This window comes from Pseudomonas sp. SWRI77 (assembly GCF_014269105.1).
GTDB lineage: Bacteria > Pseudomonadota > Gammaproteobacteria > Pseudomonadales > Pseudomonadaceae > Aquipseudomonas > Aquipseudomonas capeferrum.
In genome coordinates, this window is record NZ_JABWRV010000007.1 from 88,979 (window position 1) to 106,119 (window position 17,141).

The 17,141-nt window shown below is 65.1% G+C and carries 14 protein-coding genes; all 14 read right to left on the reverse strand.

The window, feature by feature from the left end; translation table 11 throughout:
* Window positions 1-6 precede the first annotated feature (6 nt).
* Complete coding sequence (gene ureE, locus HU766_RS09755) at window positions 7-504, reverse strand: urease accessory protein UreE (protein WP_186655809.1); 498 nt, start codon at window positions 502-504, stop codon at window positions 7-9.
* Between the two features lie 10 nt (window positions 505-514).
* The gene (ureC, locus tag HU766_RS09760; RefSeq protein WP_186655811.1) at window positions 515-2,218 is read right to left on the reverse strand and encodes an urease subunit alpha; all 1,704 of its coding nucleotides are present in this window, start codon (window positions 2,216-2,218) and stop codon (window positions 515-517) included.
* Entirely contained in the window at window positions 2,215-2,532 is a 318-nt protein-coding gene (locus tag HU766_RS09765) for an urease subunit beta (protein ID WP_186655819.1), read from the reverse strand. The genes ureC and HU766_RS09765 overlap by 4 nt, the downstream gene beginning before the upstream one ends.
* Window positions 2,533-2,551: 19 nt before the next feature.
* Window positions 2,552-2,854: an urease subunit gamma gene (locus HU766_RS09770; protein WP_033698369.1), complete on the reverse strand. Its 303-nt coding sequence runs from the start codon at window positions 2,852-2,854 to the stop codon at window positions 2,552-2,554.
* Window positions 2,855-2,864: 10 nt separating this feature from the next.
* Entirely contained in the window at window positions 2,865-3,698 is an 834-nt protein-coding gene (locus HU766_RS09775) for an urease accessory protein UreD (RefSeq protein WP_033698371.1), read from the reverse strand.
* A 242-nt stretch (window positions 3,699-3,940) separates the two neighbouring features.
* Window positions 3,941-4,855: a tyrosine-type recombinase/integrase gene (locus tag HU766_RS09780; RefSeq protein ID WP_186655832.1), complete on the reverse strand. Its 915-nt coding sequence runs from the start codon at window positions 4,853-4,855 to the stop codon at window positions 3,941-3,943.
* Window positions 4,856-5,053: 198 nt separating this feature from the next.
* Window positions 5,054-7,315 (reverse strand): ATP-dependent DNA helicase, encoded by a 2,262-nt coding sequence (locus tag HU766_RS09785; protein ID WP_186655834.1) that lies wholly within the window; start codon window positions 7,313-7,315, stop codon window positions 5,054-5,056.
* Window positions 7,312-8,961, reverse strand: a complete 1,650-nt coding sequence (locus tag HU766_RS09790) for a VRR-NUC domain-containing protein (RefSeq protein ID WP_033698377.1) — start codon at window positions 8,959-8,961, stop codon at window positions 7,312-7,314. The genes HU766_RS09785 and HU766_RS09790 overlap by 4 nt, the downstream gene beginning before the upstream one ends.
* A gap of 147 nt (window positions 8,962-9,108) precedes the next feature.
* Window positions 9,109-10,416, reverse strand: a complete 1,308-nt coding sequence (locus tag HU766_RS09795; RefSeq protein ID WP_238338590.1) for an MFS transporter — start codon at window positions 10,414-10,416, stop codon at window positions 9,109-9,111.
* 99 nt (window positions 10,417-10,515) lie between these two features.
* Window positions 10,516-11,733 (reverse strand): fumarylacetoacetate hydrolase family protein, encoded by a 1,218-nt coding sequence (locus HU766_RS09800; RefSeq protein ID WP_186656122.1) that lies wholly within the window; start codon window positions 11,731-11,733, stop codon window positions 10,516-10,518.
* Window positions 11,734-11,759: 26 nt separating this feature from the next.
* A complete protein-coding gene (locus HU766_RS09805) occupies window positions 11,760-12,830 on the reverse strand; it encodes an Ldh family oxidoreductase (protein WP_047583135.1) in 1,071 nt (356 codons plus the stop codon).
* A 16-nt stretch (window positions 12,831-12,846) separates the two neighbouring features.
* Complete coding sequence (locus tag HU766_RS09810) at window positions 12,847-14,427, reverse strand: aldehyde dehydrogenase (NADP(+)) (protein ID WP_186655838.1); 1,581 nt, start codon at window positions 14,425-14,427, stop codon at window positions 12,847-12,849.
* A gap of 35 nt (window positions 14,428-14,462) precedes the next feature.
* A complete protein-coding gene (locus HU766_RS09815) occupies window positions 14,463-16,004 on the reverse strand; it encodes an altronate dehydratase family protein (protein WP_033698382.1) in 1,542 nt (513 codons plus the stop codon).
* Between the two features lie 164 nt (window positions 16,005-16,168).
* A complete protein-coding gene (locus HU766_RS09820; protein WP_186655840.1) occupies window positions 16,169-17,134 on the reverse strand; it encodes a LysR family transcriptional regulator in 966 nt (321 codons plus the stop codon).
* Between the last annotated feature and the right edge of the window lie 7 nt (window positions 17,135-17,141).

Below are 17,141 nucleotides of genomic sequence, written 5' to 3' on the forward strand. Positions count from 1 at the left end.
GGCAGTTCAGGAATGGGCAGGCAGGCGCACGAACGGGTGATCGTGGCCATGGCTGTGGCTATGCGGTGCGCTCTGGTAGGCGCCGGCCTCGGGCTCGAACGGCGCCTGCTCGGTGACCACCGTCAGGCCCAGGCCACGCAGCATGTCGTCGAGCACATAGTCGTGCTGGTAGCGCAACAGGCCGGGCTCGATCTGCAGCGGTACATGGCGATTGCCCAGGTGGTAGGCCGCGCGCGCAAGCAAGTGCGGGTCGACGCAACGCACCGTCGAGACCGTCTCGGGCGCGGCCAGCACCCGGATAACCTGGCCGCCGTCGGCATCGGCCAACAGTTCACCGCCGCGCAGCAAGTGGCCGCGCGCGAGCATCAACCCGGCGTCGCGGCCATCGTCCAGGGTCACCCGCAAACGGCTCTTGATGCGGCTGTCCACATCCAGGGTGACGGTGCCGGTAACGGTTTCGGGAAGCGCGCCAAGCGCGGTGATCCGGCGATTAAGGACTATCATCTGTGCTCCTTCAGAACAGGAAGTAACGCTGGGCCAGCGGCAGTTCGCGGGCCGGTTCGCAGACCAGCAGTTCGCCATCGGCACGCACCTGGTAGGTTTGCGCATCGACTTCGATGACCGGCTGCAAGGTGTTGTGGACCATGTCGGCCTTGCGCACGCGCCTGCAGCCATGGGCCACGCCAATCAGGCTGCGCAGGTTCAGCTCCTGGGCCAGGCCGCGATCCATGGCGGCCTGAGACAAAAACGTCATGCGCGTGGCATGGCGCGCCGCCCCCAGGGCGCCGAACATCGGCCGGTAATGCACCGGCTGCGGCGTAGGGATCGAGCCATTGATATCGCCCATCGGCGCGGTGACGATCATCCCGCCCTTGATCACCAACGCGGGCTTGACCGCGAAAAAGGCCGGCGCCCACAGCACCAGGTCGGCCAGCTTGCCCACCTCCACCGACCCCACCTCATGGGCAATGCCGTGGGTCAGCGCCGGGTTGAGGGTGTATTTGGCGATGTAGCGCTTGACCCGGAAGTTGTCGCTGTAGCTGCTGTCGGGGGCCAGTGGCCCACGGCGCAACTTCATCTGGTGGGCTACCTGCCAGGTACGCAGCACCACCTCGCCGACCCGGCCCATGGCCTGCGAGTCGGACGAGGTCATGGCGAAAGCGCCCATGTCGTGGAGGATGTCTTCGGCAGCGATGGTTTCGCGGCGGATGCGCGACTCGGCGAACGCCACATCCTCGGCGATGCTCGGGTCCAGGTGGTGGCAGACCATGAGCATGTCCAGGTGTTCGTCGACCGTGTTGATGGTGTACGGCAAGGTTGGGTTGGTCGAGGACGGCAGCACGTTGGCCTGCCCTGCAGCGCGGATGATGTCCGGCGCATGGCCGCCGCCAGCGCCCTCGGTGTGGAAGGTATGGATGGTGCGGTCACCGATGGCCGCCAGGGTGTCTTCGATGCAACCGGACTCGTTGAGGGTGTCGGTGTGGATCGCCACCTGGATGTCCATCTCCTCGGCCACGCCCAGGCAACAGTCGATGGCCGCCGGGGTCGAGCCCCAGTCCTCGTGCAGCTTCAGGCCCACGGCACCGGCGGCGATCTGCTCGCGTAACGCCTCGGGGCGCGACGCATTGCCTTTGCCCAACAAGCCGATGTTGATCGGCAGGCTGTCGGCCGCCTGGAGCATGCGCGCCAGGTACCACGGCCCGGGCGTGCAGGTGGTGGCATTGGTGCCGGTGGCCGGCCCCGTGCCGCCGCCAATGAAGGTGGTTACGCCGCTGGTGAGTGCCTCCTCCACCTGCTGCGGGCAGATGAAATGGATGTGCGAATCGATACCGCCGGCCGTGACGATCTTGCCTTCAGCAGCAATCACTTCGGTACCCGGGCCAACCGGTACAGTGACACCCGGTTGCACATCGGGGTTGCCGGCCTTGCCTATCGCGGCAATACGCCCGTGCTTGACGCCGATGTCGGCCTTGACGATGCCCCAGTGGTCGATGATCAACGCGTTGGTCAGCACCAGGTCCATGGCCTCAGCCGCCAGCATCTGGCCCTGCCCCATGCCGTCACGGATGACCTTGCCACCGCCAAACTTGACCTCTTCACCATACACCGTGAAGTCCTTCTCGACCTCGACCCAAAGCGCGGTATCGGCCAGGCGCACGCGGTCGCCGACGGTAGGGCCGAACATGTCGGCATAGGCGCGACGGGAAATACGGCTCATACCCTGCCCTCCAGTGCGCCCATCACCTTGCCCTGGAAGCCATACACCTCACGCTTGCCGGCATAGGCCACCAGTTGCACGGTGCGGGCCTGGCCCGGTTCGAAGCGCACGGCGGTGCCGGCCGGGATGTCCAGGCGAAAGCCCAGGGTGGGCGCACGTTCGAACACCAGTGCGTCGTTGACTTCGTAGAAGTGATAGTGCGAGCCGACCTGCACCGGTCGGTCGCCATGGTTGGCCACACGGACGCTCACCGTCGCGCGGCCGCTGTTGAGTTCGATGTCGCCGGCGGCGACCTGGATTTCACCTGGGATCATGCGGGGCTCCTGGCCGGGTTCAGACGATGGGGTCATGCACGGTCACCAGCTTGGTGCCATCCGGGAAGGTCGCCTCGACCTGCACGTCGTGGATCATTTCAGCGATGCCTGGCATGACCTGCTCACGGTTCAGCACTTCGCGGCCCAGGCTCATCAGCTCGGCCACCGTGCGGCCATCACGGGCGCCTTCGAGCACGGCGGCACTGATCAGCGCCACCGCTTCCGGGTAGTTGAGTTTCAGGCCGCGGGCCAGGCGCCGCTCCGCCAGCAGCGCGGCGGTGAACAGCAGCAGTTTGTCTTTCTCTCTCGGGGTCAGCTCCATGGCGCTTCTCTCAGGTAGCCCAGATACGCGGCGGGCAAGCAGGCAGGCCGATAACGGCCGGGCGCAGGACATGCCACAGGCGTTGCAAGGTGTGTTGCAGGTGTTGGTTGTCGTGGTCGAGCAGGCGGATCACCAGCAGCGACCCAAGCAAGGTCGCCCCAGCGGGGTTGTCCAGTTCGTCGAGCAAGGCCCGGACGTGCTCCAGCAGTGCGGGGTCGGCCGGAGTGGCGCAGAAGGTGGCCAGCAGCGGGTGGCCGGCGAGCTTGTCCAGTTGCCCGCCTTCGATGCGCAGCCGTTCGTACAGGCCGGGGTCGTCGGGCATTTCGATGTGCAAGCGGCTGTCGAGGGCGCCGTGATCGAAGCGTTCGTTCATGACCGGGCGGCCCAGGCACAAGGTTTCCCAGGCCAGCAACCGGGCGCCTGGCGCCAGGGTGAAACGGCTGTCGAGGCTGGCGCGGGCACCGGCGAAGAAGATGCTGTCCTGGGGCAACCATTCCAGGGTGCTGTCGGCGCCCAGGTGAAAGCGCTGGGCCAAGCGCGCGGTCGGGCCGATGCTGCGGTAGAACTTGCTGGCGCCAGGCATGGTCAGCAACGCATGGCTGCCAGGCTCAAGGTGGATATCCAGCTCCAGCCGGTCGCCGGCGACGATGCCACCAGGCGGGTGCAGCACATACACATGGCACGGCGCCCCCTCAGGATAGAAAGGCCGCTGCACCAAAAGAGGTCCGAAATGCCGCCGCGCACCAAGGCGGGTCACATCGTCGCGTCGGCTAAAACGCAACTGCAGGTAGGCGCTCCAGCCCGCATCGTCTTGCTGTTGTTCGATCTGCTCCGCGAGCGACATCCTGCGGCCCCTGAAATCCGTGACCTGACGGCCGTTTAGAGGGTCAGGCAGGCGGCACTGAAGCGCTGCCAGCCTGACCACTCGATCAAATTCTCAGGCTGGATATAGCAGGTTGCGGGCCAACTACGCAGGTGAACCAAGATGAAACCGTCAGCGCAGCCGCTCTGGCATCGGGCACACGGGGCTACGGCGCACAAAGCGGGGGCGCGCGCAGGCCCTGTTTCGGTGCCCGGCCAGCGGTTTCAGTAGTCGAAGCGGTCTACGGCCCGCCGGCGTTCGTTGTCATCGCGGCGGTCGTAACTGGCGGTGGTCTGGATATTGGCATGGTGCGCGAGCTTCTGGGCAATCGACAGGTCGTGCTCTTCGATCACCCGGGTGATGAACGCACGGCGAAAATCATGAGGCATGATCTTCACGCCAACCTGCGCACCCCGCTGGCGGGCAATGTAATAGATCGCATGCTTGGTGATGCGTGCGCGGGTAATGTGATTGCCGCGGCGAATGCGGTTGAACAGAAATGGGTCGTCGGGTGCGCCCTCCGGCAAGTCATCACGGCGCAGGTCCAGCCACGCCTGCAGCTTTTCGAACGCCCAAGGTGGCGCGTACTTGATCAACTGCCGGTTGCCCTTGCCCAGCACCTGCAGGCTGCGGGCTTCGAAGTCTACCTGGCTCAGGTCGATGTCCACCGACTCCGACTTGCGCATACCGGTGCCATACAGCAAGGCGATGATCGCCGCGTCGCGCACGCCTTGCGGCCGGGGATCGGCGGCGCAGACCTCCATCAACTCGCGGATCAAGCTTCGGCGCAGGTTGCGCCCCGGTGGCAGGCGGCTGCCGGTGGCGGGCTTGACCTCGCGGATCCTCAGCAACTGTTCGTGGTCGATCAGGCCCTGGCGCCACGCCTCGTTCATCACCCCGCGTATTGCATTCACATACAGCGACGAACTGTTGGGGGCATAGCCATCTTCACGCAACGCAGCCACCAGGGCGATCACGTGGCCAGGGTCGAGCCGGTGCCACGGCACATCGACGATATTGCAGTCGGCAAAGCCCAGCCGGTCAGCGGCGTCCTGAAGGATGTAGCGCATGGTTTGCTGGCTGGAGGGGGCCAGGCGGGCCATGTACTGCAGCAGGGGGTTTTTCGAGAAGTCGGTCACAACGTGAATCCTGTAGCGACGCTTGGACCGGTACGGGGACAGGCACAGCGCTAAGCGAGTCGGTGCATGGCCATCACCTTGATATTCAAGGAGATGTGCGAAGGTTCGGGGCGTGATCTTACCCCAATTGACAGCCGCTGAATGAAAGAAGGACTGCCGGCTAGTGTGGTGTTTCATTGGCACTTCTGAAACACCACACTAGTTAATAGCCGTCTGCCACCATCCGGGAAACATCTGCTGCACCCGCGCCTCGGCGAAGCGTTCGTCGATAAGCACCAGCACGCCTTGGTCCTGATCCCCGCGTATGACCCTGCCCGCCGCCTGAATGACCTTGCGCACGCCTGGGTACAGATAGGCATAGTCAAAACCGGCGCCAAACTGGCGCCCCAGGCGCTGCTTGAACTGTTCGTTGACGGGGTTGACCTGGGGCAGGCCGAGTGTGGCGACAAACGCCCCGATCAACCGTGTGCCGGGTAAATCCACCCCTTCCCCAAACGCCCCGCCCAGCACCGCAAAGCCAACGCCGCAGCCGTCCAGCACAAAACGATCGAGAAATGCCTGACGCGCCGCTTCGTCCATGCCCGCCGCTTGGGCCCAGTGGGGAATGTGGCCGTAACGCTCAGCCAACAAAGCGACCACTTGTTGCAAGTATTCGAAGCTGCTGAAAAACGCCAGGTAGTTGCCGGGCTTGCGCTGATACTGCTCGGCGATCAGTTCGACAATCGGTGCCAGCGAGGCGTGGCGCTCACGATAACGGGTCGACACCTGGCTGGCGATGCGCACTTCGAGCTGCTCGGCGCGGAACGGCGCCGCCACTTCCAGCCAGGCCGTGTCGGCCGGCATGCCGAGCAGGTCACTGTAGAAATGCCGTGGACTCAGCGTGGCGGAAAACAGCGTTACGCTGCGCGCCGCCTGCATGCGAGGCGCCAACAGCCGCGCCGGGGTGATATTGCGCAGACACAGGGTCGCCAGCCGCCGCTTGCGCAGGCTGTCGCGCACGGTGATGTCGAAGATGAAATGCTCGTCGAACAGTTCAGCGACCCGACTGAATTGCAACGCCTGGTAGAAAAACTGCAGCACCTGCGCATCCACCTCGGCAGGTGCCTGATTCAAGCGCTCCTGAATCAGCCCGATGCATTGCTGCAAGGCACGCAAGAAGGCATCCGGCAACTGCTCGCTGGCCTGATACGGCGCCCGCTGCTCTTTGTACAACGCGTTCCACTGCCGGTTGAGGCGGTCCAGCGCACTGCTCAACCCTTGTGGCTTGCTCTGGCGCAAGGCAAGCAACTGGCCTTGATCCACGCTCGCGCTGTACATGCCGCGACCGCGCTCGACCAGGTTGTGCGCTTCGTCCACCAGCACCGCCACCCGCCATTGGTTGGCCTGGGCCAGGCTGAACAGCAAGGCATGGGCATCGAAGTAATAGTTGTAATCGGCCACCACCAGGTCCACCCAGCGGGCCATTTCCTGGCCTAAGTAGTACGGGCATACCTGATGCGCCAAGGCCACTTCGCGCAGCTGGGCACGGTCCAGCAAGGGCAACCCTGCCGCCGCCTCGCGGGCAGCGGGCAGGCGGTCGTAGAAACCCTGCGCCAAGGGGCAGGACTCGCCATGGCAGGCCTTGTCGGGGTGCTCGCAGGCCTTGTCACGGGCAATCAGCTCCAGGGTGCGCAAGGCCGGTTGCGGTGTGGCATCGGTAATCTGGCGCATGGCATCGAGGGCCAGCGCCCGGCCCGGTGTCTTGGCGGTGAGGAAGAACACTTTGTCGAGTTGCTGCGGCACCATCGCCTTGAGCAACGGGAACAAGGTACCCAGCGTCTTGCCGATGCCGGTACTGGCCTGCGCCATCAGGCAGCGGCCTGTGCTCACCGCCTTGTACAGGGTCTCGGCCAACTGGCGCTGGCCCTGGCGGAACTGTGCATAGGGGAAGCCCAGGGCCTGCAGACCGCGGTCGCGCTCGGCCAGGCGCTGTTGCTGATGCTCGGCCCAGCGCAGAAAGCGCCGGCACTGGGTCTCGAAGAAGGCTTGCAGCTCGGCAGCACTGTGGTGCTCGCTGATCAGCGTCTGGCCGTCACTGTCCACGTCCAGGTACACCAAAGCCACATCGATGGCCGGCAATTGCCGCGCCTGGCACATCAGCCAGGCATAGACCTTGGCCTGCGCCCAGTGTAGCTGACGATGGTTGGCCGGCTGGCGCGCGAGGTCGCCGCGGTAGGTCTTGATCTCTTCCAGGCGATTGCAGCTGGGGTCGTAACCGTCGGCGCGGCCTCGCACCCTGAGGCTTTCGAACTGGCCTTCGAGGGCAACTTCCGACTCATAGTCGGCGGCGCGCCGCGCCACCACCCGCCGATGCCCTTCCATACCCTCCTGGGCGGTGGGCGATGGGGTAAAGCGCAGGTCCAGGTCGCCGACCTTGGCACTGAACTCGCACAAGGCGCGCACGGCTACGCTGTAGCTCACGCCGCCTCGCTCCAGCGCACATGGCACACCGCAACGGGCAGGCCCTGCGCACGGCAGAACTCCAGCCAGCGTAACTGGTTGTCTTGCAGGCGGTCGCCCGGCCCCTTGACCTCGACCATGCGATAACCACCCTGGTCGGGCCAGAACTGGATCAGGTCGGGCATGCCGGCGCGGTTGTTGCGGATGTCCTGCAACAGCCGCAGGAAGCATTGCTTCAGATGGGCGGGCGGCAGGCAGGCCAGCGCCTGTTCAAGCAAGGTTTCGCTGAGCATGGGCCAGAACACGAACGGCGACTGCAGGCCTTGCTTGGCGGCATAGCAGTCGAGAATGGCCTGCCGATGGCTGCCATCGTCCAACCGCCCCAGGCAACGCTCGAACTGGGCACTGCGCCGTTGCTGGAAGTCGCTGTCGTGCAAGTCCTGGGGGGCGGCCTGAAACGGGTTGAAGAACGCGCCCGGTACCGGCGCGAAAATCGCTTCCCAGCACAACAGGCCGAACAGGCTGTTGAACAACGTGTTTTCCACGTAATGAACCTGCCCTCCGGCCTCGGCCAAGTGTTGGCGCACGGCCTCCTCGACGCCCAAGGCGGCGTGCTCGCGGGGCAGCTCCAGTTCGATCAGTTGCAGTTGCGCTGCGCGCTGGCGCCGTTGCGGCGGCCCGCCGAGCTTGCGCGCCAGGCGCGGCAGCATGCGTTCGAGCGCCTGCACCTCCAGCGCGTTGGCCGGGGCCGCAGCCAGTTGCAGGGCAAGCGCATGTGCCTGTGGCCACTGTTCGCTGCGCTCCAGCACGCGTACCTGGCGGATACGCGCCTGGGCATGGCTGCACTGGCCATACACGGCCATGGCTTGGTCCCAGTCACCCTGGCGTTCGCATTGCTGGCCCAGGGCGAACAGCAGGCGGGCATGGCGCCGGGCCAACCACGGGTTGTCACTGTGCAGCCCTGTCATCGCGCCGAGGATCGACAGCGGCTCGTCACCTTGCTCCAGCCGCTCGGCGCACTGGTGCAAAGCCATGGCCAGGTCGACCTCGGCGCGATGGCGCAGGGCCCGCGAATCGCTGCTGAAAGGCACGCGCTCGTAGCGCAACAGGCCAAGGTCGGCGAGCACGAAGTCCGACCAGTCCTGGTACAGGTTGCCGAAGAACAACAGGCGCATGCGGTCACACAACGGTTGCAGGCACCACTGGAAGATGCGCACGTCGCTGTCGGCAAACCACTGCGTCAACGGCCGGGGCGCGAGCCCCAGGGGTTGCAGCTGTGCGAGCAGGTCGTGCTTGGCGGCCCGTGGGCGGCTCAACTGCCCGGCGAAGCACTGCGCCAGCTCGTCCTTGCGCAGCATGGTGAACAGCTGTTCCAGCGCCAATTGTGCAGGCTCCCGCACCCATCCCAAGGCCTGCAGCGGCTGCAAGGCCTGCTCGGTATCGCCGACTTCGGCGTACACAAGCTTGTCACTGCGAAACAGCTCGCCCTTGCGCATAACCATACGCACCATCAGGGCCTGGGCGCGGCTGTCCAATTGGGCAAAGGCCTGGATGAACGCCAGCTCCTGCTCGTCGAGCAGGTCGTCATAGCGCTGTTCGACCCATGACAGCACCTGGCGGAAGTTGTGCAGGTAATAGAACGGGTCGTCGACGGAATGGGCAATCACGGGGCGAGGTCGGGCAGTGGAGAAAGGATACTGGTTATACATACAGATAGACGGACCTGGCAATAGCCGTAGGTCCGTTCTGTTGTATGGGGGGCGGGCTTGCGTCGCGAAAGGCCGCCCCACAGGGATCTGCGCACACCGGATCGATTACTCGGTCACACCTGCCAGTGTCCCCGACTCGACCTTGGCACTGCCGATCGGCGCCTTCAGCAGCAGGAAGTAAGCCACCGCCGAGCACAGCGCCACGATCGCGCTGATCATGAACGCCGTGTTGAACGAGCCCGAGTACTGAATGCTGAAGCCGGTGACGATCGGTGCCACGGAGCCTGCAATGTAGCCGCCGAAGTTCTGGATCGAGCCGAAGGACGCCACCCGCGGGCTGTCGACGATGGTGTTGACGATCATCCAGGCGGTGGCACTGGCCATGTTGATGCTGAACAGCGCCAGGCACAGCAGGATCACGCAGCCGGTCAGGCCGCTGACGTAGGACAACGGCAGGGTGAACAGCGCGGCCAGCACCAGGCCGGTGATGACGCTGAACTTGCGGCTGCCAAGGATGCTCATGCCCCGCTTGACCAGCAGGTCGCAGAAGCGCCCGGCTACGATCGTGCCCGCCGCACCGAAGCCATAGGCCAGCGACACCACCCAGGCAGTCTTGTACAGGTCCAGCCCGTGCTCACGTTCGAAGTAACCGGGCAACCAGGTCAGGTGCAGCCAGAGCATGTAGATCACGCCCATGAAGCCCAGTACCGCCCCCCAGGTGCTGCGGTGATTGAACAGGTCGAGCCAGCCCGCGAAGTACGAAGGCTTCGCCGCCTGCGGGATGGCCGTGGCTGGCGATTGCTTGTGCGCGCTCGGCAGCGGTTTGCCTTCGGCGGCGAGCTCGGCCAGGTACTGCGCCTTGCTCTTGTAGAAGGTCAGCCAGCACAGCGCCAGCACCACGCCGATCAGGCCGGTAATGATGAACATGCCACGCCAGCCGAAATTGACCATGAACAGGGTCAGCAAGGGCGGCGCCAGGCATGGGCCCAGGCAGGTCGAGGACCAGACGATGCCAGTCGGGGTACCGCGTTCATTGGCATCGAACCATTCGGACAAGGCCTTGGCCGCCGACGGGAACATCGGCGCCTCGCCAATCCCCAGCAACACACGCAGGCCCATGAAGCCGGCAAAGCTGTTGACCATGCCGAAAGTGGCCTGGGCCACCGACCAGGCCAGCAACGAGGCGCCCAGGGCGATCTTGCTGCCCAGGCGGTCGATGATCATGCCCATCGGCAACTGGGCAAAGGCGTAGGCGATGGAGAACGCCGACAACAGAATGCCCATCTGCGAGGGGCTGATCATCATGTCTTTCTGGATCGAGGTGTTGGCGATCGACAGCGCGCTGCGGTCCAGGTAGTTGACGATGCCGATCAACAGCAGGAACACGACGGTGAGGCGCTGATACTTCTTCATAGGGTTCATTGGGTGGCCTTTATTATTATTGTTGCAGCGCCTTCAGCGCCTTGGCGGTCCATCTATCCTGTTACGTTCATCCCTGGGGCACGGCAGCCGTCAAGGCTGGCGTGCCGTCACCGCTGCTTCGAGCAGGCCGCGCCGGCTCAGGCTGTCGATCAGCGCGCGCAGGCCGAAGCCCCATTGCGGCGCCTGGTCGCTGGTGGTCACACGGTTGCACAAGGTACCCAGTTGCGCGTTGCTGATGGCTACCAGGTCGCCTGGCTTGTGGGTGAAGCCGTTGCCGGGCTGGTCGCGGTCCTGCTTGGGGGCGAACAGAGTACCGAGAAACAGCACCAGCCCGTCGGGGTACTGGTGGTTTTCGTTGAGGGTCTGCTGCACCAGGTCTTGCGGGTCACGGCTGATCTGGCGCATGGAGCTGCGGCCAGAAAGAATGAAGCCGTCCTGGCCTTCGACACGCAAGTCCACTTCGGCGTTACGCACATCGTCCAGGCCAAAGCTTTCATCGAACAGGCGCAGCAATGGCCCCAGCGAGGTGGAGGCGTTGTTGTCCTTGGCCTTGGACAGCAGCAAGGCACTGCGTCCCTCGAAGTCGCGCAGGTTGACATCGTTACCCAGCATGGCGCCCTTGATGCTGCCGTCGCTCGATACCGCCAGCACCACTTCCGGCTCCGGGTTGTTCCAGCTGGACTTGGGATGGATGCCGATGTCGGCGCCATGCCCGACCGCCGACAGCGGCTGCGCCTTGGTGAACACTTCGGCGTCCGGGCCAATGCCCACTTCCAGGTATTGCGACCACAGGCCCTGCTCCACCAGCACCTTGCGCAGCGCTTCGGCCTGGGCAGAACCCGGGATGATCTGCGAGAGGTCCGCACCGATGCGGCTGGCCAGGGTGTCGCGGATGGCATCGGCCTTGGCCGGGTCGCCCTTGGCCTGCTCTTCCACCACCCGCTCCAGCAGGCTGGCGGCAAAGGTCACACCGGCGGCCTTGACCGCTTGCAGGTCGATCGGCGCCAGCAGCCAGGGCAAACGTGCGTCACGCTGGCTGGGGTCGCTGTTGCGCAGCAACGCCGGCAGAGCGATCAACGCCTCGGGCAACGGCAGCGCGCGCAGATAAGCAACCGGGTCGGCCACTTCGAGCAAGGCCGAAACGGTCGCTACATGGGCGCTGATATCGTGCACGGCGCCCGCTTTGACCAGCACCACGGCGGGGCCCTGATCGGGCAGCCAGACCCGGCCGACCCAGGTGCCGCTGTCGAACACGGCGATGTCGTGGCTTAGTTGCAGCGGTGGCGTGGCATTCGATTGGTCGGTCATGTGGGTACCCTTGTTGTCATTGTCATTCATTGAGCCAGCGCCTGCGAAAGTGGCGCCAGTTGCAACTGCCCAGCCAACTGGTCGAGGTCATCGAGCACGTGCGCCGACAGGCTCACCCCCTCCTCCAGCGCGTGTCGGCGCAAGGCCAGGCCGGCCTGGCCTGGCAGGCGTACCGGGCGTTCGGGGTCTACCGGGCGGCTGGCGAGGACCAATTGGCCGAGGAAGCTGGTTTCGTCGGTGAATGCTTGCAGGCCGCCGAAAAAGCGCGGGTCGATGACCACGGCGGTGGCCGACGCGCCCCACTGGTCCGGGGCGTCCTTGCGACCATGGCCAGCCAGCCCCGAGGTCAGCGCCTCGACCAGAATCGCCAAGGCAAAGCCCTTGTGACCAAAGGCCTGGCCGCCCAGCGGCAGGATGCTGCCCTGCGGCTGGCTGAAGAAGTCGCGCGGGTCATCGCTCAGTTGGCCGTCGTTGCTCATCAGCACCGGGTGCGGCAGCTTGCTGCCGGCATCACGGCACTGGCCGACCAGGCCCAGGGTCACGGTGGACATGCTCACATCCAGCAGGATCGGCTCGCCCTGGGTCGGTATGCCGGCGGCAATCGGGTTGGGCGTGAACACCGGGTCGACCCCGCCATGGGCACAGACCAGCCCCACCGACGGGTCCGACGAATACACCAGGGCCACCAGGCCACGGTCGGTGTAGGGTTTCAGGTACGCTGCCAGGCAGCCGATGTGCGCGGCCCGGCGCACCACAGCAATGCCGATGCCCTGTGCACTGGCCCCTGTGGCCGCGCAGTCGAGTGCGCGGCTGACGCAGTACGGGCCGAGCAGGTAATGGCCGTCGAACAGGCTGGAGACCCCGCTGTCCGACACCTGCTCCAGCGCCTGGGCTTGCGCCTTGACCTGCCCGCTGAGCATACCGCCGATATAGCGGCTGACCAGGTTCAGGCCATGGGTGCGATGGCCCAGCACTTCGCCTTCGAGCAGCACCTGGGTCACCACTTGGGCGACCTCGGCATCGGCACCTGCTTTTTCGAACAGTTGCTCGACGAAAGCAGTGATTACCTGCACGTCGTAGCGTCTGGTTTGAGTCATGCCTGGCACTCCACGATCAGTTCAGGGCCGCGCGGCTTGGCTTGCCATCGACCAGGCGCTGTATGCCCAGCGTGTTGGCGTTCTGCAAGGCGGCGGGCAGCAAGGCATCCGGCACGTTCTGGTAGCACACCGGGCGCAGGAAGCGGTCGATGGCCAGGGTGCCGACCGAGGTGCCACGGGCGTCCGAAGTGGCCGGATACGGGCCACCGTGCACCATCGCATCGCACACTTCGACCCCGGTGGGGTAGCCGTTGAGCAGAACGCGACCGACTTTCTCTTCCAACGCACCGAGCAGATGGCCGTAGCCCGCGAGGTCCGCATCGTCCGCCAGCAGCGTGGCGGTCAATTGCCCGCGCAAGGCCGCGACCGCACGCAGCAGCTCGGCGTCGTCGGCTACCTGAACCACTACCGTGCAAGGGCCGAACACTTCTTCCTGAAGCAGCTCGTCCTGCTCCAGCAGCAGGCTGACATCGGCCTCGAACAGGTGCGGCTGGGCCTGATTACCCTGTTGCGCCAGGCCACTCAACCGCTTCACCCCCGGGTGGGCAGCCAAGGCCTGCAGGCCTTTGCCGTAGCTGTTCAAGGTGCCGGCGTTGAGCATGGTCTGTGGCGCTTGGTCAGCCATGTGCCCGGCCAACTGCTCGATGAAAGCATTGAACGCCGGTGAGCGAATGCCCAGGACCAAGCCCGGGTTGGTGCAGAACTGGCCACAGCCCTGCACCACCGAAGCGGTGAGTTCCTTGGCCAGTTGCGCGCCGCGGTTGGCCAAGGCCTGAGGCAGTACCAGCACCGGGTTGATACTCGACATTTCGGCGAATACCGGTATCGGCTGTGGCCTTGCCGCCGCCATGTCGCACAGCGCACGCCCGCCCTTGAGCGAACCGGTGAAGCCCACTGCCTGGATGCCAGGGTGCTTGACCAGTGCCTCGCCAACGCCGCCACCGAAGATCATGTTGAACACACCGGCCGGCATGCCGGTGCGTTCAGCGGCCCGGATCACGGCCTCGGCGACCCGCTCGGCGGTGGCCATATGGCCGCTGTGGGCCTTGAAAACGACCGGGCAACCGGCCGCCAGGGCCGCTGCGGTGTCACCCCCCGCCGTGGAGAACGCCAGGGGGAAGTTGCTAGCCCCAAATACCGCCACCGGGCCTACGCCAATGCGGTACTGGCGCAAATCAGGCCGTGGCAGAGGCGTACGGGCAGGCAGTGCCTGGTCGATGCGGGCGCCATAGAAGTCACCCCGGCGCAGCACCTGGGCGAACAGGCGCATCTGCCCGCTGGTACGGCCGCGCTCGCCGAGGATACGGGCCGTTGGCAGGGCCGTTTCCTGGCAGGTCAAAGCGATGAAGTCTTCGCCGAGGGCGTCGAGTTCATCGGCAATGGCCTCCAGGAACTCGGCGCGGCGCACGGATGCCAGGTTGCGAAACAGCGGGAAGGCCGCAGAGGCAGCATTCACGGCGTTGTCGACCTCGGCCAGGGTAGCCTGGTGGAAAGCGACCGGCAGGCGTTCACCGGTGTGGGCATCGACGCTGTAGACCAGGGTCTGGCCCTGAGCGCTACGCTGGCCGGCAATGAAGTTGTATCCGCTAACGTGCATAGGGGTTGCCTCAAAAATCAGGAATGGGCTGTCGATCAGGTCACGGCGCCGATCTGCCAGGGCACGAACTCGTTCTGCCCGTAGCCGTGCTGTTCGCTTTTGCTGCGCGCGCCGGACGCGATGCGCAGCATCTGTTCGAAGATGTACGCGCCGCGCTCTTCGATGCTGGTGGAGCCATCGGCGATGCCACCGCAGTTGACGTCCATGTCTTCTTCCTGGTGCTCGAACACCCGGTTGTTGGTCGCCAGCTTGATGGACGGTGCCGGCGCGCAGCCGTAGGCCGAGCCGCGGCCGGTGGTGAAGGCGATCAGGTTGGCGCCGCCGGCAACTTGGCCAGTGGCCGAGACCGGGTCGTAGCCCGGCGTGTCCATGAACACCAGGCCCTGGGCCCGCACCGCTTCTGCGTACTGGTAGACATCGACCAGGTTGCTGGAACCGGCCTTGGCCACCGCGCCCAGCGACTTCTCGAGGATGGTGGTGAGGCCACCGGCCTTGTTGCCGGCCGAAGGGTTGTTGTTCAGTTCGGCATTCATGCGCTGGCAGTAGTCTTCCCACCAGTGGATACGGGCGACCAGCTTCTCGCCCACCTCACGGCTGACCGCGCGACGGGTCAGCAGGTGCTCGGCGCCATAGATTTCAGGTGTTTCGGAAAGGATCGCCGTACCACCGGCGGCCACCAGGCGGTCGACGGCATTGCCCAACGCCGGGTTGGCGGTGATCCCCGAGTAGCCATCGGACCCACCACATTGCAGGCCGACGATCAGGTGGCGCGCACTGACCGGCTCGCGCTGCACCTGGTTGGCCTCGGCCAGCAGCCCCTTGACCTGCTCGATGCCGGCGGCGATGGTCTTCGAGGTGCCACCGATGCCTTGGATGGTAAAGGCGCGCAACTGGGTGCTGGTGGTCAGCCCCTGGGTTTCGAGCAGGCTTTCGATCTGGTTGGTTTCACAGCCAAGGCCGATGATCAGCACGGCAGCGAAATTGGCGTGTACGGCGTAACCCGCCAAGGTGCGACGCAACAAGCCCAGCGCCTCGCCAGAGGGGTCGACCGCGCAGCCGGCGCCGTGGGTCAATGCCACCACGCCATCGATATTGGGGTAGTCGGCCAAGGCTGCGGGGTGAATGTCGCGGCGAAAGTGGTCGGCTACGGCCCGTGCCACGGTCGCCGAGCAGTTCACCGAGGTGAGAATGCCAATGTAGTTGCGGGTGGCCACCCGCCCATCGGCACGCACGATGCCCTCGAACACCGCCTCGCGGCTCGGCGTGCTGCGGGCATCGACGCCAAAGGCGTAGTCACGGGCGAAATCGCCCATCTGCACGTTGTGGACGTGTACATGGTCGCCAGCGTCGATGGGCTGGGACGCAAAACCGATGATCTGGCCATAGCGGCGCAGGGGCTGGCCCTGCTCCACACGCTGCGTGGCCACTTTGTGCCCCGAGGGGATCGCCTGGCGCACGGTGATCGCCTCGGCGTCCAGGTGCAGGCCTTCAGGCAAGGCTTGGCGGGCGATTAGGACGTTGTCCAGCGGGTTGAGGCGGATGACGGCAAGGTCACCGGATCGGGCAATCAGTTGCATGGGACCTCTCAGGGCGGTGCGGCTGACTTCTTGTTATGGCGACGCCCGTTCGATGCCGGGCGAATCTGCGACCACTGTAAGAAGCCTTGCGCAACATTCCCAATGAGATGATCCGATCACGCGATAACTCTGGGTTATCGATACTGCCTGTCAGCGGTGATTTATCAATCGCTTGGCGCCCCTGGCGCGTCACGCCGTTGCTGCGCGAAGTCGAGCAGAATGTCGACGAACTCCCGGGCCGACGGGGTCAGCGGCTCGTCCTTGCGGGTGACGATGCCGTATTCCAGTGCCGGCAAGTGCAAGGGGCTTTGCAACTCCTTGAACTGGCCGCTGTTCAGTTGCGCGGCGACCATTGACCTGGGCAGCATGGCGATCATCGGGCCGGACTGCAGCAACTGCAGGAACATCGGCATCGAAATGGTCTCGACGCTGTCCGCCGGCGTGGCAATGCCGGCAACCCTGAACGCGTGCTCCAGGCGGTTGCGGATCGGCGTACCCACGGGGTACAGCACCCATGGCCAGTCACCCAGGGCCTCCAACGGGGTGCTGGCAAGGGCATTGAGCGGGTGGCGGCTGTTGACCACCAGGCTGAAGGGCTCGGGCTCCAGGGGCTGATAATCGAACAACTGGCTGAAGCGCTCTTCGGTGAAGCGGCCGATCATGATATCGAGCTTGTTCTGCTCCAGCATGGCCAGCAGATGGTCACTGGAGTGCTCCACCACCTCGATCGACAGCAACGGGCTGCGCGCCTTGATGGCGGCAATCGCCTGGGGCAGCACCACGGGGGTAGCCGCGAAAATACCGCCAACCCGGATAAACCCATGCCCGCCTTTGCGCAGCCGGTTGACCTGGTCGACGAACTGCTGCGAGTCGGCCAGCACCCCCTGGGCGTAGCGCACCACGTACTCGCCAAGCTCGGTAGGCGGCATGCTGCGTGGCAGGCGCTCGAACAAAGCAAAGCCGAACTGCTCTTCCAGGTCCCGCAGCATCTTGCTCAGGGCAGGTTGGCTGAGGTTCATGCGGGTGGCGGTGGCGTGCATGTTGCGAGTACGTGCCAGGGTGTCGATCAGCACCAGGTGCTTGAAGCGGACCCAGTTGCAGAAGCTGGAATGGGTAATGTCCGACGGCATCAGAGGG